Raw genomic sequence first — 26,472 nt, 5'->3', positions numbered from 1 at the left:
TGATTTTCAATGCTAACGATCTATTTCATTGCCAGCGCGCTGCGCGCGGCGATCCGGCCGAATGTCACGGTATCGGGAATCGAACAGGAGCCTAAACGGTTCGCGCCATGAATCCCGCCCGTCACTTCCCCTGCCGCATACAGGCCCGGGATCGGGTGACCTTCGGTATCGATCACGCGGGCATCCGGATCAATCTGCACGCCGCCCATCGTATGATGCACAGACACGACGGCGGAGAACATCATATACGGACCTTCGCCTAACGGCTGGAGCTGATCGGTCCGGCCGAAATCCGGATCCCGACCGGCTTCGGCATACTGATTATAGCGATCCACCGTTGCTTTCAGCGTCTTAACCGGAATGTCGAAGAACGCCGCGCATTCGTCCAGTGTTCCCATCGCCAGTACGCCCTGATCATAACAGCGCTGCACCTCCGCTTCAATCGTTTCGTCCAGCTGCATCTCGTCGACAACCGACTGTTCGATCAGCTCGTAGATCATCGCGCCGGTTTGATTCAGCGCGGCCTCCGATAGATTATCGCGCGTTTCTTTCTCATCAACAAACCGCAATCCTTCCTTATTGACTAACAGCGCGTTGGCGGTCAGGCGGGCGTAATCGAGAAAATAATAATTGCCGGTAGCCGGATTGTTAACCGGATAGAGCTGAATGTATTCCATTCCCACCAGATTCGCACCGATCGCTTCCGCCATCCGCAGCCCGTCCCCGGTGATCGCCGGGGAGTTGGTCGTCGGAATGCTCGCGTCAAGCTTGTTCCAATGTGTGTCATACTGCATCCGCATTTCCACGTTCGCGCCGAAGCCGCCGGTCGTCAGGATAACGCCTTTGCGCGCATAAAAGCGCAGCGGACGGCCGCCGCGGGTGGCTTCCACACCGATCACCCGGCCTGTTTCATCCTGCAGGAAACGCTCAGCGCGAGTGTTGTACTCCACATTTACGCCTAACGATTCCGCCTTGCGGATCAAGGTTTCCACATACTGCGGACCATCGCCAACCGGCCACAGCGTGCGCGCCACGGTATGCCCGCCATACCACGACTGATGATCGCGGTACTGCACGCCGACGGTATCGCGCAGCCACTCGGCGTTGCTTAAGGCGTTGTCCGCCAGAATCCGCACCAGCTCCGGATTGCCGAGATTTTTTCCACCCTTCATTAAATCCTCATAAAACAATTCGGGACTGTCGTTGTCGATGCCCTCCTGAAGCTGCACCCAGTTGCCCGGCGCGGCGAATTCCCCGCCCGACATCCGCGTATTGCCGCCGCCAAAGGACATTTTTTCCACAATAGTAACTTCATCGTCGCTTTGCGTCAGGGCTTCAATCGCTGCCGCAAATCCCGCGCCCCCGCCGCCGACGATCAGCACGTCGCATTCAATTTCCTGTTCCTCGTTTTCCTCATCGCTCCAGCCCAGCTGATCCTCGCGGATCCCGGCCTGATCGAGCGCGTCCTGTACGGCTTCCAGAAAGCCTTTCGATGTATAGGTTGCGCCGCTGACGGCCTCAACCTGAAGCGAGTTCTTCGACAGGATTTCGTCGCTCATCTGCACCATGGCCGTATCGAAACCCGGAATTTCGTTATGCGAGAGAATCTCAATGTGCTGGATCTGGTTGTGGTCGATCATCACGTCGACCTTGATCTCGCCCTGCTTTCCCTGCCCCGTACCGGTAAACGTCCCGCTGACCCGGCCCTGTTCATCCGTCTGTTTATTCGCGGAGGAGGACGGAACACAGCCGGACAACGCTAAGCACAAGGCCAGCGCGGCTATGATCCGCTTCATTCCGGCTCTCCCTTCAAGACCTCAGCACGGTATTCTTTAGGTGAAAGGCCGGTTTGCTTCTTAAAAATCCGGGAGAAATAAAACTGATCGCTGTACCCGCAGCGTCCTGCGATTTCCTTGACCGGCAGTTCCTTCTGTGCCAACAGCTTCTGCGCCAGCTCCATCCGCAGGTCGGTGATCAATTCGACCAGCGTCTTGCCCGTGGCGGTTTTCACGAGTTTGAACAGTGTCGAATGGCTGATCGAAAATTGTTCCTGCAGCTTCTCGGCGTTAAGATCCGGATCGGTAAAGTGTTCATATAAATAACGGATCAGGGACGCCGGTTCCGGCTCGGCTTCCTTTGCCTGGCGGATCAGCTTGCGTTGTTCCATGCGCTGCTGGAAACGGACCGCGGACTGGCGCAGCGCGTCCTCCAGTTCCTCATCCTCCACCGGCTTCAACAAATAGAAATCAACATGATGCTGGATCGCTTTCTGGGCATAGCTGAAATGATCGTAGCCGGAAAGGATCAGAATCACACAGTCGGGATCCTGAGCGCGGATCTGTTCGATGCACTCCAGTCCGCTCATCAGCGGCATGTTGATATCCAGAATTAACAGATCCGGCGTCATCTTCTCATAGTATTCCATGACCTGGCGGCCATTTTCCGCGGCGGCGACCACCTGGATCCCCAGATCCAGCGATTCGATCTGACGGATTAAACCGTTGCGGATATTTTCTTCGTCGTCCCCGACCAAGGCGCGGATCATACCGATTCCTCCTTTCCGCCAACGGGCAGCGTCAGCGTCACACAGGTGCCGACGCCCAGCGTGCTGTCGATGCTCAGACAAGCTTTTTCGCCGTATTCAATCCGGCAGCGGCGCAAGACATTCTGCAGCCCGTAATGCCCTTCCATCTGTTCTTTCTGCAGCGCTTCGCGCAGCGCCGCCAGCGTGGCCTCATCCATCCCCACGCCGTCGTCCCGCACCTGAATTTCCAGCCGATCCCCGATCAAGCGGGCGCTGACCTGAATCGTTCCGCCGTTCTCCTTGGGTTTTAAGCCATGATTGATCGCATTTTCCACCAGCGGCTGAATCAGAATTTTCAGCATTGGCAAATCGCGTGCATCCTCCGCCAGCTCCAGCGTGGAATTCAGCTTCTGACCGTAGCGGATTTTCTGCATCGTCAAATAAGCCTCGGTATGTCTAAATTCCTGAGCCAGCGTAATCTTTTCCTGACCGTTGCTTAAAAAGATCCGGAAATAGGTTGACAGCGAGGTGATCGCTTTGGCCACCTCGTCAGCGCCCTGAGCCTTCGCCATCCATTTGAGATTATCCAGCGTGTTGTAGAGGAAATGCGGCTTGATCTGGGCCTGCAGCACCTTCAGCTCAGCCTGGCGTTTTTCCGCCTGTTCCTGATAGATCTTGTCAATCAGCGAGATGATCTCGTCGAGCATCGCGTTGTAGGATTGGCCCAGCGAGTCGATTTCATCATGGGTACCGGGCAGCGTGTAGTAGGCGTCCAGCGTGCCTTCCTCGACCTTTTTCATCCGTCCCTGCAAAGCACGGATCGGCTTGAGCACCCACTGTACCAGCGAAGCCCCCATCACGATGTTGATCAACAACAGCACACAGAACAGAATCAGCACGCCGATTAAAATCTGATGGGTGGAGCGGCCGATCACTGAATCCTGCACCAACGTACAGAACACCCAGTCATCGTATTCCGTCACGGGTGAAACAAACAGCGTCGCCTGTTTTCCCTGGGCATCGCGAACACGGAACTGGTCGGAGCTGGTGATCGAGCGCATATCAAGCTCATCCAGCGTAGGGCGGGAGAGAACATTTTCAACAAAGTATTCCTCGTCGGTCGTGATCAGGTCTTTATTGCGCGTCATGACCCAGCTGCGGCCTTCGTAAATCTGGACCGGATTGACGATTTCCTTTAAGCGCACCGTCGGGATCGCCGCGCAGATCAGCGCTTCCTTGATCCCCGTGCTGCCTAAGATCGGATAGTAAAACAACATCACCTGCCGGTGTTCAGGATTGGTCACCGGCAGCGACAGAATAAATTCACGGTCATTCTGATAGGCTTGTTGGTAGTCGGTGTGATCCATCAGATTTTCCACGGCGCTGGAATTGATCCAGCAGAAGCCATTTTTCCCGATATAAGAGAAGGTTTCCATCGTTTCCCCATTCTTCTTGTAAAGCTCTGTGAAACGGTCGATCAGCGGCGTAATCTCGCGCACATCCATTGAACTGAACGCCGGAATTGCGGCGATCGTGCGGTATTCCACCGCCATGCGCTTCACCCACATGCTGACTTCATTGGCCTTCGATTCGACCATCTGACTGATCGCGAAGCGGGTCTGCGTCATCGTCCGGGGCCGGACCGCAAAGCCGATATACGCGCCCAACGCGGAAAAGACCAGCAGGCTGGCCAGCGAAAAAAAGAAAATGATTTTATGCCGGATGCTGAACTTCATCGCGCTTCCCGTCCCCTTCATTTTCTTTATTTTACCATAAACCGGCAGCCGCACGGCAGGAATTGCGTAAACTTGAACGGCTTTTTGTCTGATGAGCGGGATGACTGCGCGGCAATTTCAGCTTTCAAAAAGCGGCGCTTTGCGGCAGCCGCTCTGGATGTTTATTTCTTTTCCTGCGTCTTGTTCAAATAAGCGTCGATCTTCTTTTTCTGATCCTCCGGAATCGTCCGTTCAATTGGGAAGACGGCGCTTTGATCGAGCTGATCCAGAAAGTTCAGCACCAGCTTTGTCGTTTTTTCCAGACTTTCAGGGCTGAGATAGCGCAGGACGTCGTGACGGTTGTGGATATAATTCGCACCCCGCTCGCCGAAACGCATGAAGCTGACCGACGGGATGCCCTGATCGGAAAACGGCACTTCGTCGCTGGAATATACGTCGCTTTTGACTTCCAGCTGGATACCGTTGTGGGCGGCATAGGTTTGCACCATCGCTTCCAACGACTGCGGGCCTAAGCACCAGGCGCTGTCATGACCCAGAATTGCGCCGGCCACGTCGACGTTCAGATTGAAGCGGATCGCTTTTAAATCTTCCTCATGGGTGTCGACATAAGCATGCGAGCCTAACAGCCCGCGTTCCTCACTGCCGCACCAGATAAAGCGCAGCGTGCGGTTAGGATGATGGTCATGGTAGTGCTGAAGCAGCTCCATCAGAATCACGCTGCCTGCCCCGTTGTCGTACACGCCGGTGCTGTATTCGACCGAATCATAATGCGCCGTCAGCACGATCACATCCTCCGGCCGGGTTAAGCCCTGGATTTCCGCGATGACATTTTGTGAAACGGCGTTGGCCGCTTCCTGCTGAACGACAAGCGTGATCATCTTCGGGTTTTCCTGAACCAGCCGCATCGCGTCGTGAATCGTCATGTTGACCCCCGGCAGTTTTCCCAGTTCCGCCAGCTTTTCCCGCAGCTCACGATGAGCGATATCGGTCGTTTCCTCGCTGTCGCGCGCTTCGCCGTTATAGGTGATGAACCCCACCGCACCGCTGTCGATCAGCGATTGATACAGCTTATAATTCAGATAGCCGTTGACCAGTACGATCTTGCCGCTGGCCTGCTGGAGACTGACCGGCCCCGGAACTTCCATATAATAGAACGGCGCGGTCAGGCCGGTTTCATCGGTTTCTCCGCAATTGCCGTAAGCCGTGACCGGATAGCTGGTTTTCTCGGTAGCGCAGCTGACCTTCTTGATGACCTGGCCGGCGACCTCAAACATTTCCAGCCGGGCTTTTTCCCCGCGGGCTTCCACTTCCTCACGCAGAATCTCCGCCGCCTGTTTCTCCTCCGCGCTGCCGCTGACTCTTACAAACCCGATTTTTTGAAGTAATTCCCATTGATTTGTGCTCATTTTTTATCTAACCTCTTTTCATAAGCAACCCTTAGACTCAGGTCGCGATGCAGCTGGATCACGCCGCAATAGTGATAATTCTGTTTTTCCAACAGCCGCCGCATCGAGGTGTTATCCTGATGCGTGTCGATTTTCAGGCTTTCAACCCCGCGCTGTCTGCACAAGTGTTCCGCCTGTTCCAGAATCCAGCCGGCGATCCCCCGGCCTTTGAGTTTGTCATCGACGGCGATCCGATGGATCACGGCGTAGGGTCTGTCGGTCAGCCATTGGCCGCTGACCATCGTCGTATAGTTTTCATCCGGCGTAAAAGCAATTGTCGCGCAGGCGGCCACGATGCCATCCAGTTCGACAAGATAGGCTGTGCCGTTCTGGATATCCTGACGGATCGTTGCCTCGTCGGGATAGCCGTCCTGCCATTGATCGATGCCCTGCGCTTTGAAATACGCCTGTGCCTGATGCAGGATTTCCATTACCGCAGGCAGATCGCGTTCTTCCGTCGTTCTGATTTTCATAGAAATTCCCCCCTTCGTTTCTTATTTTTGTGATCATTTCTGTCATTCCGGCTGTCAAATGAGAGTCCTTCGCCTTTTTTCAGCGCGGCAAATCCAACGGCGCTGAATCTCTGTTCGTTCGCCTTACTCCACGAACCGGCAGGTTCCCAGAGACCGGCCGAGGAAGGTCTGAAGCTGGGCCATTTCCGTTTGAACCTGGAACCGTTTTTCCTCGTCCAGAGTTTCAAACAGCGTGAACTGGACCGCCGTCTTCTCCCGCTGAACACGGGCATTCCAGAAGCCAATAATCTGTGTGTCCCGGATCACTACGCCGGGACTGCCGACCGTTCGCCAGACCTTCTTCTGCGCTGATTTATCCGGCAGAATCCAGCCGCGCTGAGGCAGATCGAGGAATGGATCGTGTGGGCCGAGCAGCTGAATTGACGGACTTTCCGGCGGCAGACTTTCCAGCAAGGGCAGATCGGCTTCCAGCATCCATCCGCGCTTTCCTTCCACTTCGATTTCCACCCGATCCGCTTCGGTCAAAGCCCATAGCCGTTTAGCCTGAGGCAGACCGCATCCGCTCCAACGGGCAAAATCCTGAACCGTCGCCGGCCCGTAACAATGCAGAAATTTCTCCACAATTTGCCGCGGCGGCGCTGACCTATCCAGCGGGTGATCAAACCAGACCGCAGGGCTGGTAAACGCAGGCTGATTTCCCTGCCGTTCCCCCATCATCACGCGGCCTTCCAGCGCGCACTGACGAAGTAAATAGGATACGGCCGCTTCCAGCAGCGTTTGATTTTCCGCCACCAGCGACGGTTCGTCGGCATGGTCGCGGACCGTCTTGGGTAAAAACGGCTTCATCGCTTCCGCTAAATCATGGTCAAGCTGAGCTTTCCCGACAATGGTCTTGTGCTCCAGCACGGCGCAGGCCTGACGCAGCGCTTCCAGCAGTTCATGGCGATGAGCCGCTAACGCCTGAGCGGTATAGGACAACGGCTGAGCATAAATCGGCACTTCGTCCGGCTGAGCCGCCAGCGCGTTTAAAAACGTACCGGCTTCCGCGGTGGGAAAGATCGTCGGCGCACCGCGCAGACTCCATGTCTGCATCAGGCTTTTCGTTTCGATCAAATCACTCCGCAGATCATCCCGGGTCAGGGCCGCAACCCGGACCGCCATCGCCAGCTCCCAGCTGCCGGGCGGACTGTTGACAAGCCCACAGGCGGAAACGGCTTCCAGTCTTTGTTTTCGCGGCAGTTTCTTATCTAAATGATGAGCGTGGCGCTGACAGCGCAGCACTTGTTCCTTCGTCAACGTGCGCATGGCTTTCCCCTCCGTCCATGCTTTCAGTGTATCACAAAATAACGCAGGCCGACACCATAAGAAAAGCGAAGATTTACTGCGCCAGCAGGATCTTCGCCCGTTGCTTTCCTTCTTCAATTGCCGCTTCCGCCGGGGCGCCCTCAAATACAAAGCCTTCGCCGCACAGCAGGCCGCCCGTCAAACGTGTCCGTTCTTCCCACGGCTTCATGTACGCTCCTGCACCCCAGCCGTATGAGCCGAACAACAAGACCGGTTTTCCCCGTAAATACGGTTCAATCTGTTCCAAGGCCGGTAAAAACTCGCCGCCGTCCAGTTCCTCAACGCCATGCGCCGAGCAGCCCAGCGCCCAGTGCGTGATCGTCGGCAGCTCCGCCTTCGGCAGCGCGGATGCCGGACACAGCACCACTTCCGCACCTTCTTTTCGCGCTTGTTCCGCAATTGCCGCGGCCATCTGTTCCGTATTTCCGGTTGATGAAACGTACATCACCATACATTTTTTCATTCTGATCTGTCCTCCTGATTTCAGGATGGATCACTTTCTTTATTTTTAAACCTTGATTTCAAAAACCCCGATAGAATTCCGGACTTCTGTCGGCGATCTCTTCATGCGGAAGTCAACAAAAAAACGGAAGTTCAGCGCTCCCGTTTTTGACCTTGGATTACAGTTTCAGGAATTTTTCGACGTCCAGCACGAAGATTGTTGCCCCTCCGACCTGAACTTCAACCGGGAATGAGGCGTAACGCCCAATATCGTAAGAAGCGGTGGACGGTACGATTTCCGTTCTGCGCTTGCTTTCATTGCCGATAATTTCGATCGCCTGATCCACCTTGTCATCATCTGTACCGACGATCATCGTTGTATTGCCTGCCCGCAGGAATCCGCCGGTCGTCGCCAGCCGGGTCACCTGGAAATTGGCTTTGGTTAAAGCAGAAGAAACACTGGAACTATCATCATTCGATACAATGGCTAAGATCAGTTTCATAATCAAGGCCTCCTTTTATGTATCTCTATTTTACCATATTTTGCCCGCCTTGAAATCCCTTTTCAAAGATTTTCATAGAATCTTCATTTCTTCTTTCATTGTCCGCCGCCCATCCCTTTTCGAGTTAAGAATTACAATCATCAAGAATATTGGGATCCCGGCCCAGCATCAAGAATCAAAGTTTATGTTGTCCGCAGCCGGGAAGAATTGCCTTTGCGAAGTTTTACTAAAACATAAAAGTAATGTTAACTTTTTTAATTTTCACAGGGGCTTTTTTGAATTTTGCGCAATATTAAAGATGTAGGGTCTTTGATAAGGCGGTTGCCCGTCCTGGATGGATCACCTTTTGATTCATTTGTTTTTCGAGCTTGTTTTCTCAGCTCTGGAAAGGAGGGGCTTTCTATGAAATTTTTCATGGAACTTTTGTCTTCTTTAACGATAAGGGACATTCTGGCGGTTGCCCAGCTCTTGACAACCAGCCTGGACTGCATCTTAAAAATTATAGAACTCAGAAGAAAAAGCGCTGCGTCATCTCACCCAGAAGCCCAGCGCTTATCTGTCCACCACTTCTCAAATAAGAGATAGTGTCTGACGGGTATCGCTTTCTCAAGCGTCCCTACACCCATAGTATATTCCATTCTTGAGTTATTTCAAGCGTTTTTTATAAATTTTATCGCGCTCAGGGTTCGTAATTTTACCCGTCGGGGAGGAAGGAGAGAAGAGAAAAACAGCTCCGATAAAAACTGCCGGCGGCCTCTGAAATCCGTCTAAAATCAGGTATTCTCAAAGTCTTCCTAGGTAAGGTATTCTGTTGGATCGCAGTTGTTTGCGGCTCGTTGAACATCATCCGCTTGGATTTCCTGGTTAATCCTCTGGATCATAGTTCTTCTTGACAAAGGAAATATCGTTAAGCGGAAATGACGCAAATTCCTTCTCCTTATGAGTTTCCTGCATCCTTTGCGTTCCTTACTATTTTCAGGGTGTAAAAGATCATAATTCTTTTTGTCCGAAGTGATCGTCACACGCTTTTCCTTGAATTCTGTTATACTGAATTCAAGGAAGTGAACGGTATGCAGAACGAGCTTTTTCAATATTCAATTCAACCTGATTCCTTGGGGCAGCGATTATATCATTACCGGCTGAAAGCCTTCCGTGTCGGCCGCATTCTAGCCAAGGCAGAGGAAAATCCGCAGTCTTATGTTCATTTATTCCGCATTAATTACGTCGTGCGCGGCGAAGCCTTGTTCCTGATCGACGATCAGGCGTTTCCCGTCCATGCCGGCCATGCTGTGATGATTCCCCCGCGGGGAATTCTGACGCAAGCCAATCCGGAAGAAGAAGTGGAAACCTATTTTATCAACTTTGATGTCAGCAATCTGACAATGCGGGATGAATTTATGATGCGGTTACTGGAGTGGTTTCCCTTCTATCAGGTGCGCGATAACGATCGGCAGATCCTCCGCTATTTATTTGAGCGAATCTTCGACGAAGCCTCGCAGCCGCAGCTGGGTTCCAGTCTGATCGTTCAAAATCTGTTTTGTTCGCTGCTGATCAAAATGGTGCGGATGGCTCAGCAAGGGGAAGCCGTGCGAGATTTGCAGCCGGTCACCCTTTCCTCGACCCGCTATCTGATCAGCCGGGCCGTCAGCTATGTCTATCAGCACATCGGCGATCATTTGACCGTCAAAGAAGTGGCGGACAGTTTGAACATCAGTGAAATCTATCTGTATAAGCTGTTCAAAGAACACACCTCGCAATCGCCGCAAAACTTCATTTTGGAATACCGCCTGCATTTAGCGCAGGAATACTTAAGCAATCCAGATTTCCCGATCAAGGTGATCGCTCAGCAGCTGGGCTTTGCGAACGCTGATTACTTTTCAGCCTGCTTCCATAAATATGCCGGATGTTCCCCTTCCGTCTACCGGCAAAGGCTGTTAAGCTCCAACGGCATGCGATTGAATCCGGAATAAACGCTGACATCAACAAGCGACCCGCGATACCTGGAGTATTTCCCGGCGAAGACAAAATGAAACCCACCTTAAGAGTGGGTTTTTACGTTATTCATCGTCGGTGTCAGACTGCCGCGGCCCGTTCCCGGCAGCCCTGCGGCTGATCGAGTTCCGCCTGCAGCACCTGATCGAAATCCGCCAGCGGCATGGGTTTGAAATAGACGTAGCCCTGCACGATATCGCAGCCGGCAGCCTTCAGAAATTCCACCTGCTCCGCCGTTTCCACGCCTTCCGCTATCGTTTTCATCTGCAGCTCGTGCGCCATTGTCAGAATATTGCGGATAATAATGCGTTCGCGGGCGATATCCACGGATTTGCGGAAAAACAGAATGTCGAGCTTCAGCACCTGAATCGGCAGATTTTTCAAGATGTTCAGTGAGGAATAACCGCTGCCGAAATCATCGAGCGAACAAATAAATCCCCGCTTCCGCAGTTCTTCCACGATCTGCAGAAAGATCTGGTCATCTTTCAACATGACGCTTTCGGTGAATTCCAGTTCCAGCAGACCGTCAGGAATCGCATAACGCCGCTTCACTGCCGTATACCAGTCGAGGAAATCGTCCTGGAACAAATCCAGCCGCGATACGTTGACCGCCAGGTTGATCGGCGGGCGTCCTGCTTCCAGATAATCGTGCAGCCACGCGCAGGCCTTTTCAAACATCAGCCGGTCAAGCTGGGTGATCATGCCGTTATGCTCAAACAGCGGAATGAACTGATCGGGCGGAATCAAGCCTTTTTCCGGATGAATCCAGCGGGCCAGACATTCGCCGCCGACAATCCGGCAGTTCTGCTGAATATTGACCTTGCCCTGCACGTACACTTCAAATTCTCCGCGCGCCAGTGCTTTTTTCGCCTGGGCTTCCAGCTCGGATTCCCGCAGCGTCTGCGCCCTGAGCTGCGGCGTAAAGAACGCGAACTGATCGCCTGGCTGGTCTTTGACGGAACGATGGGCAATGTTGGCGCGGTTGACCATTTCGTTGACCGACAGGTTCAATTCTTCTTCCCTGACCGGGAAAAAGCCCATGCACAGCTCCAGATGGACAAGCGCCGAGTGCTCGTTCATCTGTTGATCAAGCTGTGCCAGCAGCTGATTGAACCAGCCCGCCAGTCGCTGAGGGTCCGCGGTTTGACGCAAACCGGCAAAATTATCGCCGGACACCCGGCAGAACAGCTCGTCATCCTTCAGCGACGCTTTCACGACAGTGGAGAAATCGCGCAGCAGGGCGTCGCCCTGTTCATAGCCGAACAAATCGTTGAAATATTTAAATTTTTTGATATCGCAGTACCAGACCGTGCAGCCGCTTTTGATCAGTGCCGGCACCTCTTTCTGGAACGAAGCAAAATTGCGGTCTCCCGTCAGCGGATCCTGATACGCCAACGTTTCCAGCGCGCGCTGGTTCGCCTGCATGCTGCGGCTCTGCCAGTTCATCAACATTAAAAAGATCAACGCAGCCAGGGTGATGATGATCGTCATGCCCAGCGACGTTTGCGCATAATTTTTATGCAGCGCCGCCGTCGGCACCGCGCTGAACAGATACCAGCGGTTCATCCCCAGCGGGATTAGCTGCGCGATGGCTTGTTCCCCGGCCAAAGAGCGATAACGCAAACTTCCGGAATGCCCGTTAGCCAGCCAGTTCTGCAGCGTATCCAGCGTTTTTTCCGTAAATTGCCCCAGCTCCGTCAGCGTCTGCTTCTCCGCCGGCAGCTCACGATGCGGACGCATCAGGACGGCGCCGGTTTCATCCACAAGCAGACTGTATCCCTCGCCGTTGAGCAGCGGAGCGTCAAGAATGGCACGATATACGTCGATCAGATTCTCCGCAATCAAAACCCCGATCGGCTCGCCGGCATTGTTTTTGATCAACATGCCGTAACTGCCGACCCATTCTTCTTCCTCATCCAGCTGCGGATCCGACAGACTGCGGCCTTCCGCCAGCGTCTGCTGAAAAAAAGGATCCTGACTTACCTGTTTTTTCAAATGGTGGTTGCTGCGGATATCGACCAGATCCGCGTTGCCGCTCAGATCGGCATACCCCATCCGAACGAACTGATTCTGATTATTAATGGTTTCCAGAATGTCGATCATCCTGTCGGCGTCGTCAATCCCCGTTTCGCCGATCACGATCGCCAGCGCTTCCAGGGTTTGAAAATCACCGTCGATCTGCTTGATCAGCGTGTTCTGCAGCTGCGTCGCGGCGTTGTTCAGATATTGAACACTGTCCTGCTCGCTCCGGGTGCGCATATAATGAACATAGCCCAGACTGCCCAATAAAAAGCACAGGCAAATTCCTATGATCGCAATTTTGGTTTTTTTCTGCGCTGTTTGTGGATTCATTTTTTATGTACCAACCTGTCAAGTTAATTTTACCATAGACCCTTGCCGCATGACAAGGAATAACCCGTTGTGTGCCGGGCAAAAACCGCCGGGATTGAACAATCTCGGCATATCGTTGCGATGCTTTCCATAATTTTCCTAACAGAACAGCTCATGACCGCAGATCAACACCCATAAAAAAATCCTGGAATCAACCAGGATGTTCGTTAGCTTCAGCGGCCAAACTTTCGCAGTCCGATCAGATGTTGAAACGGAAATGCATGACGTCGCCGTCCTGCACGATGTATTCCTTGCCTTCCAGCCGCAGCTTGCCGGCTTCTTTTAAAGCAGTTTCGCTCTTATACGTCATCAGATCTTCGTAGCTGTATGTTTCCGCACGGATAAAACCGCGCTGGAAATCGGTATGAATAATTCCGGCGCATTCCGGCGCAGTCATGCCCTCGCGGAAGGTCCAGGCGCGGACTTCCGGTTCGCCGGCGGTGAAGTATGTCTTCAGGCCTAATAAATGATAAGCAGACTTAATCACCCGGTCCAGACCGGATTCCGGAATCCCCAGTTCTTCTAAGAACGCCAGTTTTTCCTCTTTCTCCAACGACGACAGTTCTTCCTCAATCTGCACGCAGATCGCGATGACATCGTTGTTTTCCGCTTCGGCATAGGCTTTAACCAGTTTGTAATAAGCGTTATTTTCCGGATCGGCAATCTCGTCTTCGGACATGTTGGCAACGTAGATCATCGGCTTGGCCGTCAACAGCTGATAGCTTTTCGCCGTTAACGCTTCTTCCTTGGTCAATTCAACACTGCGGGCAGCTTTGCCTTCGCGCAGCGCTTCAACCAGCTTGCTTAACACTGCATACTCCGCGGCGGCTTCTTTATCTTTAGCCTGCGCTTTGCGTTCAACCTTGGTAAGCCGGTTTTCCACCGTCTGCAAGTCGGCCAGGGCCAGCTCCAGATTGATGATCTCGATGTCGCGGATCGGATCGACCGAGCCTTCGACATGGGTGATATCCGGGTTGTCAAAGCAGCGCACGACATGGCACACCGCGTCGACCTGACGGATGTGGCTTAAGAACTGGTTGCCCAGCCCCTCGCCCTTGGACGCGCCCTTGACCAGCCCGGCGATGTCTGTAAATTCAAATGTGGTGCGGATAATTTTCTTCGGGTTGAACAAAGCCGCAATGTTGTCGATGCGCTCATCCGGCACCTCAACGACGCCGACATTCGGCTGAATTGTTGCGAACGGATAGTTCGCCGCCTCGACCTGACTCTGGGTGATGGCGTTAAACAGGGTCGACTTGCCGACGTTCGGCAGTCCGACGATACCTGCGGTTAATGACATAATTTTTCATCCTTTCACTCACGCGGCTTCTAAAGCAAAGCTGGCCGCGGAAATCCTTTATTAGTTTACCTTTTTTCAGTTCGTTTCTCAAGATGCAACACAAGATACAAGTAAATATCTTGTAACTATTCGCCGAAAATCTGTCTCAACTTTGTCAACATTATGGTTTCCCTGCTTGAAATACCAAGAATAGAACAAATGGCAGCGCAATCATACAAATCTTATACACGACTTAACATAACGAAATAAACTCAAAAAAAGATCGAGATATAGCTTAGAATCCAATTTCATAGTGAGTTTTCCAAATCGAATTATCATTATTTTTGCTTTTTCGATGAAAAGCAACAACAGCTTACCAGCCTGCCGCATAAAACAAGAAAGACTGAAGGCGGAAGGTCAATTTCTCCAAGTCCTCAGTCTTTCTCATCCATTCTTGTTTTTCCTCGCATACTTCAAACTGATTTTGTTAATAGTTCGTGATATTCCGATAGTCGCTCCCCAGCCAGCTTCTGTCAATAGAATCCACATTGGTAATGACCCAGGAATAGCCGTCATATTCAGCCTCTACAGACAGCGCCGGATTATTAAAAACATATTCGTTGGTATACCGATTCCAGGCGTCGTTTTCCACGGAAACATAGAAGTCCGCATAGCCATACTTTCCTGAAAAATATACGGAATAACTATCCATATCCAACCAGATAGCCGTATTTTCAAAAATATAGTCAGCGTTGTTGTTATAGATTCGCTCAGCTTGTTTTTGCCTCAGCGCTTCTGTACAGTGATCGATCCAGTCGCTGTTTTTTTCATTGGACGCATTAATATAACTCTGATAATAATATCGGAAGGTCGATGCGACATCCGCAAAAATTTCTTCATCACTCTTAACCGGCGTATTCACAACCGGATCTTTCACTTCATTTTTCCAGGATTGATTGCCAGAATATGAACTACTCTTATTTAAAGAGCTGTTCAGATTCATCGCCAACATCAGCCCCAACACCACCACAAACAAGCCAACAGCCATAACGGCTGCTTTTTTTGTAGAACTTTTTGTATTTTCTTCTGGTTCAAGATTAGCTGCAACGGTCATCGCGTGACCACAGTATTTGCAATAATTATTATTTCCATTTTCCTTGCCGCAATGTGGACAAATCATAGTTTAAGCCCCCTTCATAACGAATTCATTAAAATAGAAAATAAACGGATCGGACGATAGCGATTGAACAACAGCCTCGCCGATATTTAATCTGAGCAAATTCCAATCCTCGACGACATTCCCTTCTTTGACATTTTCAACGATGCCCTTCGTTTGAACTTTTGACATATATGTAATCATTTTCGTGTTTTGACCAATTCGGTTTTTGATATAATTTCTTGATTCAAAATCGTTTAAACGGAAAGCGATCGTTGTCGAAAAGCCGGATAAAATACTTAACGCCGCTTTTTCTCCATAAACATCAAAAACCTGCTCGATGTTTTGTGCTCCGATCAGAAACTTCGCTCCCAGGCTTCTTCCAAAGTTAACCCCGTTATCCATGTGCATTAACGGCGCCAACAGTCTGAACTCATCCAGAACAAAATATATACTGCCGGTTTTTTCTTTCCGGCACAAGGCTTCCTTAATCGCTAAATCAATAAGCAGAGAATAGATCGGGGATAAGGTTTTTCCAATGCCTAGATCAAATTCAATAAAAATTACTTTTTTTTCGCCTTTTCTTAATTGTTTGCGAATGGAAAAATCACCTTTTTCCTTAAAATTTCCGATTAAAATTTCACGGATTGTCTGCTGGAGTTCTGAAACGACACCCATGGCCTGACCGGAATCCGGATTCTCTATATAGCTTGTCATCCCCGTCAAGTCTTTGTGCTGCTTCAGCACAGCCTTCATTCCTTTTATCGAAAAAGAATTTATATAATTTCTTAATGATCGGTTATTTCTGTGACCTTTATATTTCTCACTTCGGGTCAAGTGTAGCATTAGCGCCGTCAACAAATCGCGGGCTGCGTTGGGAAAGAAAATCTGATTTGTTTTCTGACTTTTTTCTGCAAAGAGAAACCGCGTTATTTCCATAATGTTTTCTTCCCAGCGTTCATCTACCATTACTTCTTCAAAGATGTTCCAAGCGACATTGGAATGAGCGTCATTGCTGATAACAATATCGCCTTCTTTATAGAACTTTTCGAAATAATCACCTTTGGCGTCAAAAATGATCATGATATCGTTTTCTTTCATTGAATAGCGAAGTCCGCGGATTAAATGGTAGAACAAATTACTTTTGCCCGTTCCGATTCCTCCAAGCAAAAGCATATGCTTGCTCAGCAGGTTCTCATCTATCGGAATCATAGTTTTTTGATTATTCTGCAGGCCATTCAATACGAACTGCGGATTAGGACTTGTGATCGTTACTTGATCCTGCAGTTGCATCCCCTCAAAACACACTGACTTCTTCAAGTTATTCCCTCCTCGTTCAAAACTTTTTTAATCCATGCTCATTCCTTCATCAAAGCCTTCAGAAAGATCTTCACTTTCACCAACTTCATCCATAGATGATCCCAGACTTTCATCCTCAATCAAGGAATCCATCGTTTCATCCTCGTCGTTATCCAATTCTTCAGATTCTGAAGATGCTTCTTCTTCACCTGTATCCTCTGCCAGAGAATCCATCGTTTCATCCTCGTCGTTATCCAATTCTTCAGATTCTGAGGATGCTTCTTCTTCACCTGTATCCTCTGCCAGGGAATCCATCGTTTCATCCTCGTCGTTATCCAATTCTTCAGATTCTGAGGATGCTTCTTCTTCACCTGTATCCTCTGCCAGAGAATCCATTGTTTCATCCTCGTCGTTATCCAATTCTTTAGATTCTGAAGATGCTTCTTCTTCACCTGTATCCTCTGCCAGGGAATCCATCGTTTCATCCGTATTCTCTAATTCTTCAGGGCCGGATAAGTTCTGCATTTCAGACGGATTCTCTAAATCCGGTTCAGAATTTTGAACACCCTGTGTCTGTCTCTGAAACATCCGCTGAAAATTCTCTCTGGCTGACAGGTCAGAATCATAGTTTCCCCAGTAGTTATTCAAAAATTCCTGCTGTTTATCTTTCGGATAGTTTTCAATCGAATGCATGAGAGAGTCCAGATACTCCGCATCTTCATTGTTGGATTGATCTTCCACCGGCTTTGTATAGGTGCTTTTTCCCAATCCACGAGCTAAGATTTGCTCAACATTATCAGTTTCTCCCAGGATTGGATTGTTCGATAGCTGCACTTTTAATTCCTGTAATTTTTTAATATCATCATTTCTATCCATTTTATTCCAGGTTTCTTTTAATCTTTGTCCTTTCTCCCATATCTCATTTGACATTAAGTTCGAGTGATTTTCCTGCATACCAACTTTAATCTGATTTTCCTTTACATAGTCTGAAAATCGTTTATCAAGCTGTTCGTTGGTAATGTCAGGATCGCTTTTATAAAGCCCTTTACAAAAATCACTTTCCAGCTTGGCCGCTTCAAAGATACCCGCTTCTTTTTCCGCGTTATGAATTCCAACGGGGCCGACGTGGAGTGATTCAGGGATATAAACAGCCTGCCGTCCTTCTCCAATGTGGTGATGAACTAATTTTTGCCCTAAAAAATCTTTATACTGTGGAAAAACCTGAACGAATTGTTCATCGGCAACCATGCCCGGCTGAGTTTTATTTATTTCTGAAAATGCTTCGGGACATTGCTGAAGAAGTTCATTTTTATAGTAAACGCTGTCACGCTTCCAGCCTAATGACGAACTACTCTGTCCGGCCATTGCAAGCGGCATATCGACAACCAGCCGATTATCATGCTTTAATGACTGAGTATAAAGCATAGTAGCCGGATCTAAGTATTTCTTATTGTAGATCGCTCGAGTCCCATATTTTTCGTTTTCCTGTCTTACCGATGCAAACAGATATTTATAATCACCGACTTCATAATTCAATGCTAAATAAGCATTAACTTGCCTCAATTCTGTCCCACCTTCTTACCCCTAGATTCATCGATCTAAGATTTTCGACGACTTTCATTTCACCACTTTATTTCTTCCATTTTTCGATTGCATAATCTCCCAATGTTTGAACGTCGAGAATCAAGGCTCCGACCTCTTTCATCATCGCATCGGTTTCCGATGTCGGATTTGCCTGCAAGGACATTATTGCACCATTTCCTAATGTACTTGCCGGTCCTGCGCCGATGTTGATTGGCGACAAACTTGCTTTAGAAGAATACAAAGCTAAAATATAGGTTCTTTTTATCGCCAGATAAATCAATAAAATTCCGAGCATCAAAAAGATCAGTCCAATCAGCTTGGCACCATTATCATCCATTGTGGATAAACCAAAGAAAGATAAAATAATTCCGAATATCAGTTTTGTAATGCTGACGTTCATGCCATAATACGTATCAATACCAGAAATGGATTCCAAGGTTACTTCTTTTTCAATTCGGCTTTTGCTGCTGACACCGTTAAAGATTACACGTTTATTCGTTACCGTTAAATAACCATTGCAGAACTGCCATTTAATCGCCGCACAGTGATAAGTTTTAATCACGACTTCATCTTCACTTAGCACAAGTTCAGGACTTTTCGCATAACTACCGGTAGTAATTTGGATTATTTTTTTCTGCGCTGATTCATTGACATTGTTCACGGCTTCTGTCACTGCCCCTTTTAACAGTCTGATACTGTCGTTCAATTCCTTATTATTGATATTTACCGTTGATTTCGTCGATTTCTGTTTATCAATCTTAGCCCCGCAATTAGGACAGAAAACCGTTTCCTCATCGATCGCAAAACCGCAGTTCTCACATTTTAAATCGCTCATCGTATTCCCCTCCTATGATGAATTCATTTATAAAATTATATTATAATGCGGCTGCTTTTTTTATCCTTATGTAATGATATGCACGTTTTATGTAACGAACAGCAGTTCTGTTCTTTAATCAAAGTTTATTTATCTTTTCCTTATATTTCTTGTGTCAAAAGGACCGGACTTCTCGAAAATTTCGTTTTTAACGGATGGCGTTTTTCCTCTGCTCTGCCTAAAAAAGAGTCAGCGGAGATTTTTTCTTCAGCTGACCCTTTCCTATGTTTTATTTCTCGGACTTATCCGCTTTCTCAATCAGTTTTTTGCATTTCCGCTCAAATTCCGAGCGGGGAAACATGATCGCCGCGCCGCAGCCCAGACATTTAATCTTGATGTCGGCGCCCATGCGGATAATTTTCCAGTATTTTGACTTGTGGCAGGGATGTTCTTTTTTCATTTCCACAATGTCGTTTAAATCATAATCGGTAATCATTGGTTATTCCCCTTCATGTTGGCGATAAGCCTTCAGCGTGTTTTTCAGCAGCATCGTGATCGTCATCGGTCCGACGCCTTTCGGAACCGGTGTGATGAAACCAGCCTTCGGCTCGACCGACGCGAAGTCCACATCGCCGACCAGCTTGCCTTCCGCGCTGCGGTTGATGCCCACGTCGATCACCGCCGCACCTTCCTTCACGTAATCCGCCGTGACCATTTTAGCCCGGCCGACCGCGGCGATCAGGATATCCGCTTCCGCGCACACCTGCGGCAGATTTTCCGTCTTGGAATGGCAGATCGTAACAGTCGCGTTCTCGTTTAACAACAACCTTGCGACCGGTGCGCCGACCAGATTGCTCCGGCCCAGGACAACTGCGCGTTTGCCTGCCGGATTGATTCCCATCCGGTGAAGCAGCTCCATACATCCCAGCGGCGTACACGGCACAAAGCCGTCTTCTTTTAAGTGCAGCTTGCCGACGTTGATCGGATGGAAGCCGTCGACGTCCTTATCCGGCCGGATTTCGCGGATCACCTGCGCGCTGTCCAGCCCGTCCGGCAGCGGCAGCTGGCACAAAATCCCGTCGACGTTCGGATCCGCGTTCAGCCGCCGGACGACTGCCATCAGTTCTTCCTGCGAAGTCGAGGCCGGCAGCTTGATCAGCTCCGATTCCATACCGACCTGCGTGCAGGCTTTTTCCTTCCCTGTGACATACGAAAGCGAAGCCGGATTCTCTCCAACCAGGATCACCGCCAGCTTCGGCATCCGCCGGCCGGACGCGCGCAGCGCCGCGATCTGTTCGCTCAGTTCGCTGCGAATGTCCTTTGATACCTCTGAACCATAAATCACCTGTGCCATGGTTTCCCTCCTTCATCAGACTGACCGTCTGTTTCCTGCGTCTTTTTAAATCAAGCCCAAAATCCGGGCAAACTATTCGCTTAAAATAATTCGTTACTGTCCAGAATCAACGTCACCGGCCCGTCGTTAAGCAGCCGGACTTTCATCTCAGCCCCAAAAATTCCCGGTTTGACGACCAATCCCGTCTGACGCAGCGCGTCGTTGAAGGCGTCGTACAACGGACTGGCAATCTCCGGCCGGGCTGCCTGATCGAAGCTCGGACGCCGCCCTTTTTTACAATTGGCATACAGCGTAAACTGGGAAATCGACAGCACCTGCCCGCCGATTTGTTCGATGGATAAGTTCATTTTACCATTTTCATCCTCGAAAATCCGCAGATCATGGACTTTCGCGGCCATTTTTCCAACGATCTCCTGATCGTCGCCGTCAACGATCCCCACCAGTAAAAGATACCCTTGTTGAATTTCATTAAAGAGCTGTCCGTCGATCGTGACGGATGCTTCCGTTACCCGCTGTAAAACTACTCGCATAGCCTGACTTCCTCCCTGGTCAAGAAATCGCCTGATTTCTTTTTGTTTTCTTCTCTTTAATTATAACGGAAAACCGACCGGCCGCAAGAGCGGGAATTTCCGGATTCCGTTCAGATAGAAAAGGTCTCCCCAGCCGGCGGGAAGACTTTCATCAAGATTCAAATTTCTGATTCCGCTTGCGGCGCAGCTCGGCAAACGCCGGGAGTGTTAACGGCGGCGAATAGTAATAGCCCTGGATCAGATCGCAGCCGATCCGGCGCAGAAAATCAGCTTGTTCGCCCGACTCCACCCCTTCCGCAACGATTGTCAGTTTCAGATTTTTCGCCAGTGCGACGATCCCCTCGATCACGACCTGACTGCGCGGATCCAACGTCGCCGGGAAAAAGATCCGGTCAAGCTTAATCGCATCGATCTCAAACTCTTTCAACAGGCCCAACGAAGAATAGCCGGAACCGAAATCATCCAGCGAACACGTAAATCCGCTCTGATGAATCTGATGCACAATCGTTTTTACCCGTTCGATAGAGGACTCGTCAAAGAAGATCGATTCCGTAATTTCCAGCTCAATCCAACCGGGATCGACCCCATAATGTTCCGCAATCGACCGCAGCCGCCCAAGGAAATTCCGGTTTTTAAAATGATGCCGGGACAAATTGACGGAAATCGGCAGCGGTGCGATCCCGTCTTCCTGCCAGCGCTTTAAGAGTGCGCAGACTTGTTCAAACACAAACTCGTCCAGCTGCACGATCTGACCGCTGTTTTCAAGGATGGGAATAAACTGTCCCGGCGGGATCATCCCTTTTTCCGGATGCTTCCAGCGCACCAGCGCTTCCGCGCCTGCGACCCGGCCGCCGGCCGGATCCACCTTCGGCTGCAGAACGATCATGAACTGACCGTCGCGCAGCGCTCCCGGCAGCGCTGCGGTCATCGCATGTTCCTGATTCAGCGTATCGATCAGACGCTGATCATACTGGCAAAGCAGAAGCTCCTGCTTTTCAGCACTCCAACAAGCCGTTTTTGCGCGGCCAAGCATCACCTGAACGTCTTGCGACACTGAATAAATCGCATAGAAACCGGCGTTGAAGGCCAGGGTAAAATCAATCTGCTGAGCCGCCAAAGCCTGCTTAACCTGACCCTGCAGCCGCTGCAGCCGCGCAAGCAAACCGTCATACGCCTGACCACGAACCAGCAGTGCGAAGTGATCAGCCTCAATGCGTGCGGCCAGTTCACCTTGACCACAGGTTTGACGCAGGCATTCCATAAAAATTTTCAACACGATATCGCCGGTTTCACTGCGGTAATTTTCGTTGATCAATTTAAAATGTTTGAGGTTGATAAAAACAATCGACGACGGACTCAAGCCCGGCATATCCAGCTGCCGGCGACATAACAGCCAGAATCCGGAATCGTTCGGCGCCCGGGTCAAAGGATCCATAAATGCGATCTCGCCTAACCGCCGGCGATGTTTCCAGTTGCGGTACAGGCTGAGCATCAAAATCAGACCGCAGAAAATTAACAACAGGGCCAGTACGATGTAATTCCAGAAAGCATACAAATCGACCTCGCGCGACATCAGTGCCGCCGGCACCAGGGTCAGCAGCACCCATTGTCCGTTGTGAATCGGGATATACGAGAGCACCAGCTCCGTTTGATCGCGGGCGACAAACTGCAGTACGCCGCGTTCGCCGCTGCGCATCCGCGCCTGCATCTGTTCAATATCGGCAACCACCTGCGCGTCGCGCTTTTCCACAAAGATTTCATCGAGCTTCAAAAACGGCTCCAGCGACGTGGGCGAAATGATCACCCGGCCTTCGGCGTCGGAAATACAGGATAAACCCTGGCCGCCGAAGCTTTGGGACTGAATCATCCGCTGCATGCGCTGCTGCGATATGGATCCCGTCAGCTGCCGTCGTTCATCCAACGCCACCGTCACGTCGATCTGTTGATTTTCCCGGACAATGACGCCGGTTTCGCTGTCGTTGGCGTGAATGACCAGTGAATCAAAGCCTAACAATGCAGCGGTTTCCTGCAGAAAAATCGGCTGATGTGAGGGAAGTTCATCATTCACATGCGCTTTGACCAGTTCCAGATCCTGCTGCAGCACCTGCAGTTTTTCTTCAATCCGGTAAGCGTTCTGCAGCGCGACGTCGGTCACGTAGCTCTGCGTTTTGCGGTCAATGGCCAGCCGCAGCCGCTGAGTGAGCGTCATGACGACAAACAACGCCGTGATGAAAATAATAAGCTGAAGGACGATTTCCCATTTTTCGGCGGCATTGAAGCCGCGCTCATAATGATCCAAATTCCGCTTCTTGTTCATGGTTCAACCCTTTCTTTTTTCATTGTATAGTACCGCGAATTTTACAACAAGATCAAATCTATGCACATTAGCCTATAGGTTTCTTGAAATGTGCTATAATTCTTATCAGAGGTGATCGCCATGTTTTCTAATTCAACCAAGCCCGGGCAGCTGGCGCAGACCCTGCGTCAGGAGATCCAGACCGGCCGGCTGCAGCCGGGACAGCGGCTGATGTCGATTAACGATTTAAGCCAGGTTTATAAGGTCAGCGTGCGCACAGTGCGGGAAGCTCTGGCTTTGTTGGAACAGGATGGCTATCTTGCATGTTGCTCACGCCGCCGGGCTGTGATTTTAACCGGACCGCCGCAGCCGGAAGAAACCTTGATCCGCGCTACGTTGATTCAGCGCGGCGTCGTTCAGGATGCCTATCAGACCCTCCGAAGTTTGCTTCCGATCTTACTCTGGCAAAGCGGACGATTGATGAAGGAGGCGGATTTCGATCAGTTTTACCGGCTGAATAAGAAGATGATCCGGTTTAAAGGCGATCATTCCTGGATTCTGTCAGCTCAGCTGTTTCATGGGCTATTGAATTATTCCGGCAATCCTCTGTTTGACGATCTCTATCAAAACCTGGAACAGGCATGCCTGCTGCCCGTGATCCCCGGATATGAACACCCCTATGAAACCATGGCGCGTCATCCGCAGAGCCGTGACTTTTCCACCTTGCTTCAGGGTCTTCAAAGTCAGGCTCCGCTGGCGATTCTGAGCCGGATCCGGCGTATGATCGACCGAACTCAGAGCCATGTGGAAGCCTATATGCAGCAATTGTCCGGCCATTTTGATCTGCCGATGGAACCTGCCGGGATTTTTCAATGGCAAACCGGGCCGGAATTGAATCAGAATTCAAAAAGCCGGCAGATCGCCCGCTCGCTCATTCAGGCGATTCTCTCCGGTGAGCTGCCCCCGAATTCCTTTCTGCCCGCGGAAAAAACGATGGCTGAACAGTATGGTGTCTCGGTGGATACCCTGCGCCGGGCGCTGCGCTATCTGCGGCAGCTTCAGTTCATCCGCACGCTCAATGGCAAGGGATCGCAGATCTGCGATCCGGATCTTAACTGTTTCAATCCCTTGGCCAGTCCCGCCAGCAAGCGGAATTCCTTAACGTATCTGTGCGCCCTGCAGCTGCTCTGCCTGATCAGTTTTCCAGCGGCGGCGAGCGCTGGAAAACAACTGGATTTTCAACAGCGGAAAATCACCGCGGCCCGCATCCGGCAATCCCCGAATCCGCTGGGCGAATTGATCGATTGGCTGGCCGCAGCGCAAACCTCCTCCTCGATGAGCGTCATTGTGAATCAGATTTTCCAATTTCTCTATGCCGGCGGTCCCTACCTCTATCATGCCCGCAAGCTGCCGGCCGCCGGGCTGTCCCCCGCTTACCATTCGGATCTTGAACAAGTTTTGACGGCCATGGAACAGGGACAAATCAGTGAATTTGCGCATGCCGTTTATCACAGCTTCCAACGTCTGCTTGATTCGTCGCTGGACTATCTGATCCAACAAGGCGTTGGTGAAGCGAAGCGGCTGCGGCTGCCGGACGTCCTGCCCCGCGTCTTCTTGGAGGAGGAAAGCGAAAGTCACTCCCGCAGCGCTGAAGAATCATTTCCTATTTCCTTTCCAGATGGTAAAATAAGACGAAGGAGTTGATCGCATGAAACAACCATTAGCCTTTCGGATGCGGCCGGAAACCTTAGACGAGGTGATCGGGCAGCAGCATCTCATCGGTCCGGGACAGGTGATCCGGCGTTGCATCGAGCAGGGCCGGTTGTTTTCCATGATCTTTTACGGGCCGCCGGGGACGGGCAAAACGACGCTGGCCTCGGTGCTGGCCAACGAGCTGCATCTGCCTTATCGCCTGTTCAACGCCGTGACCGGGAATAAAAAGGAACTCGACACCATCTTTGAGGAAGCTAAATTTTACGATGGACTCGTCCTGATCATCGACGAAGTTCATCGTTTAAATAAGGATAAACAGGATTTGCTTCTGCCGCATGTGGAAAACGGACGAATCATCCTGATCGGTGCGACAACCTCCAATCCGACGATGGCGATCAATCCGGCAATCCGTTCCCGGTGTCATCTGTTCGCGATCAAGCCCTTGGAAACCGCGGATATTATTGCGGCGCTTAACCGCGCGGCCGCCAGTGAAAAAGGCTTAAACGGCCAGGTTCAGCTGGATCCCAAAGCGGCTGAGCTGATCGCCGGCTACTGCGGCGGAGATATCCGCTATGCCTTGAACGTCCTCGAGCTGTGCGCGATCGCCAGCGATGAACCGGTCATCAGTACGGAGCTGGTACAGCAGTATGTCCAGCGCCCGGTACGGGGAATCGACAAGGACGGCGACGGACATTACGACGCCGTCAGCGCGTTTCAGAAAGCAATCCGCGGCAGCGATGTGGACGCTTCCTTATATTATCTGGCTCGTCTGATTCAGGCCGGCGACATGGATTCCATCGAACGGCGGCTTCTGGTGATTGCCTACGAGGATATCGGGCTGGGCAATCCGGCCGCGGTAGCACGCACCATCTCGGCGATCGACGCTGCCAAGCGCGTAGGCTTCCCGGAAGGCATGATTCCTCTGGGCGTCGCGGTGATCGATCTGGCGCTGTCGCCGAAATCCAAGTCCGGCGAACTGGCGATCCAGGCCGCGATGGCGGAAGCGGAAGCCAGCGATCCGCCGGTACCGGCTTATCTGCGCTTCACCCCGGTCGGGATGAAGGAAGAAGACAAATATCCGTACGACCGTCCGGACTTGTGGCACAAAATCCAATACCTGCCCGACGCGATCCGGACTAAACGGTTTTACCAGCCGCAAGCGACTTCGGCGTATGAAAAACAGCTGGCCGCCAACTATGAATCCTTAAAACGCTATGCCCGTTCCAAAAATCTGGCTGAGCTGAAGCGGGGAAAATAACCCGCGCGCATTCCAACCTACCCATCCCCTTTACAAGTCTGGACGTCATGATGACGATCCAGGCTTGTTTTTTAGCATGTGTCCTGCGAACAATTTCCATCTCGGCACTTCTGATTTTTGCGGCACAGACAGAATTGCCCTGAATTTTCGAGTCCCAATATCTCCTTTTTCATCTTGATAATGCAAGCGGTGTCATTGGGAAAATTGAAGATTAATAAATAGAATAATTTTACCTATTTAGATCTCTCCCCACGCAGAAAACCAAAAAGAGAAACCTGACAAAAACGTCATTTTGTCTGTTCAACAACTCAAAAAAGCAGTGTTTTTTTAGTCATTTTTG

At 50.7% G+C, this 26,472-nt stretch carries 22 protein-coding genes; 4 read left to right on the top strand and 18 right to left on the bottom strand.

Annotated features, from left to right (window positions below):
* Window positions 1-20: 20 nt before the first annotated feature.
* The 8 genes from DWY25_RS11605 to DWY25_RS11570 form a co-directional block, all read right to left on the bottom strand.
* Window positions 21-1,796, bottom strand: coding sequence for a flavocytochrome c (locus tag DWY25_RS11605; RefSeq protein ID WP_117895378.1), 1,776 nt, complete (start codon window positions 1,794-1,796; stop codon window positions 21-23).
* Window positions 1,793-2,545 (bottom strand): response regulator transcription factor, encoded by a 753-nt coding sequence (locus DWY25_RS11600; protein WP_117895377.1) that lies wholly within the window; start codon window positions 2,543-2,545, stop codon window positions 1,793-1,795. Before DWY25_RS11600 ends, DWY25_RS11605 begins: the two co-directional genes overlap by 4 nt.
* Window positions 2,542-4,260 (bottom strand): sensor histidine kinase, encoded by a 1,719-nt coding sequence (locus tag DWY25_RS11595; protein WP_244925971.1) that lies wholly within the window; start codon window positions 4,258-4,260, stop codon window positions 2,542-2,544. The genes DWY25_RS11600 and DWY25_RS11595 overlap by 4 nt, the downstream gene beginning before the upstream one ends.
* Before the next feature lie 161 nt (window positions 4,261-4,421).
* Window positions 4,422-5,666, bottom strand: coding sequence for a M28 family metallopeptidase (locus DWY25_RS11590; RefSeq protein ID WP_117895375.1), 1,245 nt, complete (start codon window positions 5,664-5,666; stop codon window positions 4,422-4,424).
* The gene (locus DWY25_RS11585; RefSeq protein ID WP_117895374.1) at window positions 5,663-6,178 is read right to left on the bottom strand and encodes a GNAT family N-acetyltransferase; all 516 of its coding nucleotides are present in this window, start codon (window positions 6,176-6,178) and stop codon (window positions 5,663-5,665) included. Before DWY25_RS11585 ends, DWY25_RS11590 begins: the two co-directional genes overlap by 4 nt.
* Before the next feature lie 123 nt (window positions 6,179-6,301).
* Complete coding sequence (locus DWY25_RS11580; protein ID WP_117895373.1) at window positions 6,302-7,483, bottom strand: winged helix DNA-binding domain-containing protein; 1,182 nt, start codon at window positions 7,481-7,483, stop codon at window positions 6,302-6,304.
* 73 nt (window positions 7,484-7,556) lie between these two features.
* Window positions 7,557-7,985 carry a flavodoxin domain-containing protein gene (locus DWY25_RS11575; RefSeq protein WP_006058517.1) on the bottom strand — a complete coding sequence of 143 codons (429 nt, stop codon included), beginning with the start codon at window positions 7,983-7,985 and terminating at the stop codon, window positions 7,557-7,559.
* 157 nt (window positions 7,986-8,142) lie between these two features.
* Complete coding sequence (locus DWY25_RS11570; RefSeq protein ID WP_006058515.1) at window positions 8,143-8,466, bottom strand: cyclic-di-AMP receptor; 324 nt, start codon at window positions 8,464-8,466, stop codon at window positions 8,143-8,145.
* 402 nt (window positions 8,467-8,868) lie between these two features.
* On the opposite strand from DWY25_RS11570, the gene DWY25_RS11560 reads away from it, so the two are divergent.
* Both DWY25_RS11560 and DWY25_RS11555 read left to right on the top strand, forming a co-directional pair.
* Window positions 8,869-9,051, top strand: coding sequence for a hypothetical protein (locus DWY25_RS11560; RefSeq protein WP_117895371.1), 183 nt, complete (start codon window positions 8,869-8,871; stop codon window positions 9,049-9,051).
* Window positions 9,052-9,536: 485 nt separating this feature from the next.
* Window positions 9,537-10,436 carry a helix-turn-helix transcriptional regulator gene (locus DWY25_RS11555; RefSeq protein WP_117895370.1) on the top strand — a complete coding sequence of 300 codons (900 nt, stop codon included), beginning with the start codon at window positions 9,537-9,539 and terminating at the stop codon, window positions 10,434-10,436.
* 103 nt (window positions 10,437-10,539) lie between these two features.
* Here the strand turns inward: DWY25_RS11555 and DWY25_RS11550 are convergent, their stop codons facing one another.
* From DWY25_RS11550 to DWY25_RS11505, 10 genes are all read right to left on the bottom strand, one after another.
* A complete protein-coding gene (locus DWY25_RS11550) occupies window positions 10,540-12,810 on the bottom strand; it encodes a bifunctional diguanylate cyclase/phosphodiesterase (RefSeq protein WP_117895369.1) in 2,271 nt (756 codons plus the stop codon).
* A gap of 238 nt (window positions 12,811-13,048) precedes the next feature.
* Window positions 13,049-14,149, bottom strand: coding sequence for a redox-regulated ATPase YchF (gene ychF, locus DWY25_RS11545; protein ID WP_117895368.1), 1,101 nt, complete (start codon window positions 14,147-14,149; stop codon window positions 13,049-13,051).
* Between the two features lie 466 nt (window positions 14,150-14,615).
* On the bottom strand, window positions 14,616-15,308 hold the full coding sequence (locus DWY25_RS11540; RefSeq protein WP_117895367.1) for a zinc ribbon domain-containing protein: 693 nt from the start codon (window positions 15,306-15,308) through the stop codon (window positions 14,616-14,618).
* Between the two features lie 3 nt (window positions 15,309-15,311).
* On the bottom strand, window positions 15,312-16,604 hold the full coding sequence (locus DWY25_RS11535) for a type IV secretory system conjugative DNA transfer family protein (RefSeq protein WP_147336689.1): 1,293 nt from the start codon (window positions 16,602-16,604) through the stop codon (window positions 15,312-15,314).
* Window positions 16,605-16,631: 27 nt separating this feature from the next.
* Complete coding sequence (locus DWY25_RS11530) at window positions 16,632-18,146, bottom strand: hypothetical protein (RefSeq protein ID WP_147336688.1); 1,515 nt, start codon at window positions 18,144-18,146, stop codon at window positions 16,632-16,634.
* Window positions 18,147-18,213: 67 nt separating this feature from the next.
* Window positions 18,214-19,002, bottom strand: coding sequence for a zinc ribbon domain-containing protein (locus DWY25_RS11525; protein WP_117895406.1), 789 nt, complete (start codon window positions 19,000-19,002; stop codon window positions 18,214-18,216).
* Window positions 19,003-19,270: 268 nt separating this feature from the next.
* On the bottom strand, window positions 19,271-19,477 hold the full coding sequence (locus DWY25_RS11520; protein ID WP_117895364.1) for a DUF951 domain-containing protein: 207 nt from the start codon (window positions 19,475-19,477) through the stop codon (window positions 19,271-19,273).
* A gap of 3 nt (window positions 19,478-19,480) precedes the next feature.
* Window positions 19,481-20,335 carry a bifunctional methylenetetrahydrofolate dehydrogenase/methenyltetrahydrofolate cyclohydrolase FolD gene (gene folD / locus DWY25_RS11515; protein WP_117895363.1) on the bottom strand — a complete coding sequence of 285 codons (855 nt, stop codon included), beginning with the start codon at window positions 20,333-20,335 and terminating at the stop codon, window positions 19,481-19,483.
* Between the two features lie 80 nt (window positions 20,336-20,415).
* Window positions 20,416-20,865: a D-aminoacyl-tRNA deacylase gene (dtd, locus tag DWY25_RS11510; protein WP_117895362.1), complete on the bottom strand. Its 450-nt coding sequence runs from the start codon at window positions 20,863-20,865 to the stop codon at window positions 20,416-20,418.
* Window positions 20,866-21,016: 151 nt separating this feature from the next.
* On the bottom strand, window positions 21,017-23,182 hold the full coding sequence (locus tag DWY25_RS11505) for a putative bifunctional diguanylate cyclase/phosphodiesterase (protein ID WP_117895361.1): 2,166 nt from the start codon (window positions 23,180-23,182) through the stop codon (window positions 21,017-21,019).
* Between the two features lie 120 nt (window positions 23,183-23,302).
* Here DWY25_RS11505 and DWY25_RS11500 point away from each other — a divergent pair, with 120 nt between their 5' ends.
* Window positions 23,303-24,865 carry a GntR family transcriptional regulator gene (locus DWY25_RS11500; RefSeq protein ID WP_117895360.1) on the top strand — a complete coding sequence of 521 codons (1,563 nt, stop codon included), beginning with the start codon at window positions 23,303-23,305 and terminating at the stop codon, window positions 24,863-24,865.
* A 4-nt stretch (window positions 24,866-24,869) separates the two neighbouring features.
* Complete coding sequence (locus DWY25_RS11495; RefSeq protein WP_117895359.1) at window positions 24,870-26,132, top strand: replication-associated recombination protein A; 1,263 nt, start codon at window positions 24,870-24,872, stop codon at window positions 26,130-26,132.
* The last annotated feature ends 340 nt before the right edge of the window (window positions 26,133-26,472 follow it).

This window comes from Holdemania filiformis, assembly GCF_003459085.1.
Classification (GTDB): domain Bacteria; phylum Bacillota_I; class Bacilli_A; order Erysipelotrichales; family Erysipelotrichaceae; genus Holdemania; species Holdemania filiformis.
The sequence above is the reverse complement of the archived record's forward strand: the minus strand, read 5'-3'. Positions and strand labels throughout refer to the sequence as shown.

Coding starts and splice junctions, on each gene's coding strand:
- DWY25_RS11520 (WP_117895364.1), bottom strand. CDS start 19,477: ATGATTACCGATTATGATTTAAACGACATTGTGGAAATGAAAAAAGAA.
- folD (WP_117895363.1), bottom strand. CDS start 20,335: ATGGCACAGGTGATTTATGGTTCAGAGGTATCAAAGGACATTCGCAGC.
- DWY25_RS11495 (WP_117895359.1), top strand. CDS start 24,870: ATGAAACAACCATTAGCCTTTCGGATGCGGCCGGAAACCTTAGACGAG.
- DWY25_RS11600 (WP_117895377.1), bottom strand. CDS start 2,545: ATGATCCGCGCCTTGGTCGGGGACGACGAAGAAAATATCCGCAACGGT.
- DWY25_RS11540 (WP_117895367.1), bottom strand. CDS start 15,308: ATGATTTGTCCACATTGCGGCAAGGAAAATGGAAATAATAATTATTGC.
- DWY25_RS11605 (WP_117895378.1), bottom strand. CDS start 1,796: ATGAAGCGGATCATAGCCGCGCTGGCCTTGTGCTTAGCGTTGTCCGGC.
- DWY25_RS11550 (WP_117895369.1), bottom strand. CDS start 12,810: ATGAATCCACAAACAGCGCAGAAAAAAACCAAAATTGCGATCATAGGA.
- ychF (WP_117895368.1), bottom strand. CDS start 14,149: ATGTCATTAACCGCAGGTATCGTCGGACTGCCGAACGTCGGCAAGTCG.
- DWY25_RS11505 (WP_117895361.1), bottom strand. CDS start 23,182: ATGAACAAGAAGCGGAATTTGGATCATTATGAGCGCGGCTTCAATGCC.
- DWY25_RS11525 (WP_117895406.1), bottom strand. CDS start 19,002: ATGAGCGATTTAAAATGTGAGAACTGCGGTTTTGCGATCGATGAGGAA.
- dtd (WP_117895362.1), bottom strand. CDS start 20,865: ATGCGAGTAGTTTTACAGCGGGTAACGGAAGCATCCGTCACGATCGAC.
- DWY25_RS11500 (WP_117895360.1), top strand. CDS start 23,303: ATGTTTTCTAATTCAACCAAGCCCGGGCAGCTGGCGCAGACCCTGCGT.
- DWY25_RS11585 (WP_117895374.1), bottom strand. CDS start 6,178: ATGAAAATCAGAACGACGGAAGAACGCGATCTGCCTGCGGTAATGGAA.
- DWY25_RS11570 (WP_006058515.1), bottom strand. CDS start 8,466: ATGAAACTGATCTTAGCCATTGTATCGAATGATGATAGTTCCAGTGTT.
- DWY25_RS11580 (WP_117895373.1), bottom strand. CDS start 7,483: ATGCGCACGTTGACGAAGGAACAAGTGCTGCGCTGTCAGCGCCACGCT.
- DWY25_RS11575 (WP_006058517.1), bottom strand. CDS start 7,985: ATGAAAAAATGTATGGTGATGTACGTTTCATCAACCGGAAATACGGAA.
- DWY25_RS11560 (WP_117895371.1), top strand. CDS start 8,869: ATGAAATTTTTCATGGAACTTTTGTCTTCTTTAACGATAAGGGACATT.
- DWY25_RS11590 (WP_117895375.1), bottom strand. CDS start 5,666: ATGAGCACAAATCAATGGGAATTACTTCAAAAAATCGGGTTTGTAAGA.
- DWY25_RS11595 (WP_244925971.1), bottom strand. CDS start 4,260: ATGAAGTTCAGCATCCGGCATAAAATCATTTTCTTTTTTTCGCTGGCC.
- DWY25_RS11555 (WP_117895370.1), top strand. CDS start 9,537: ATGCAGAACGAGCTTTTTCAATATTCAATTCAACCTGATTCCTTGGGG.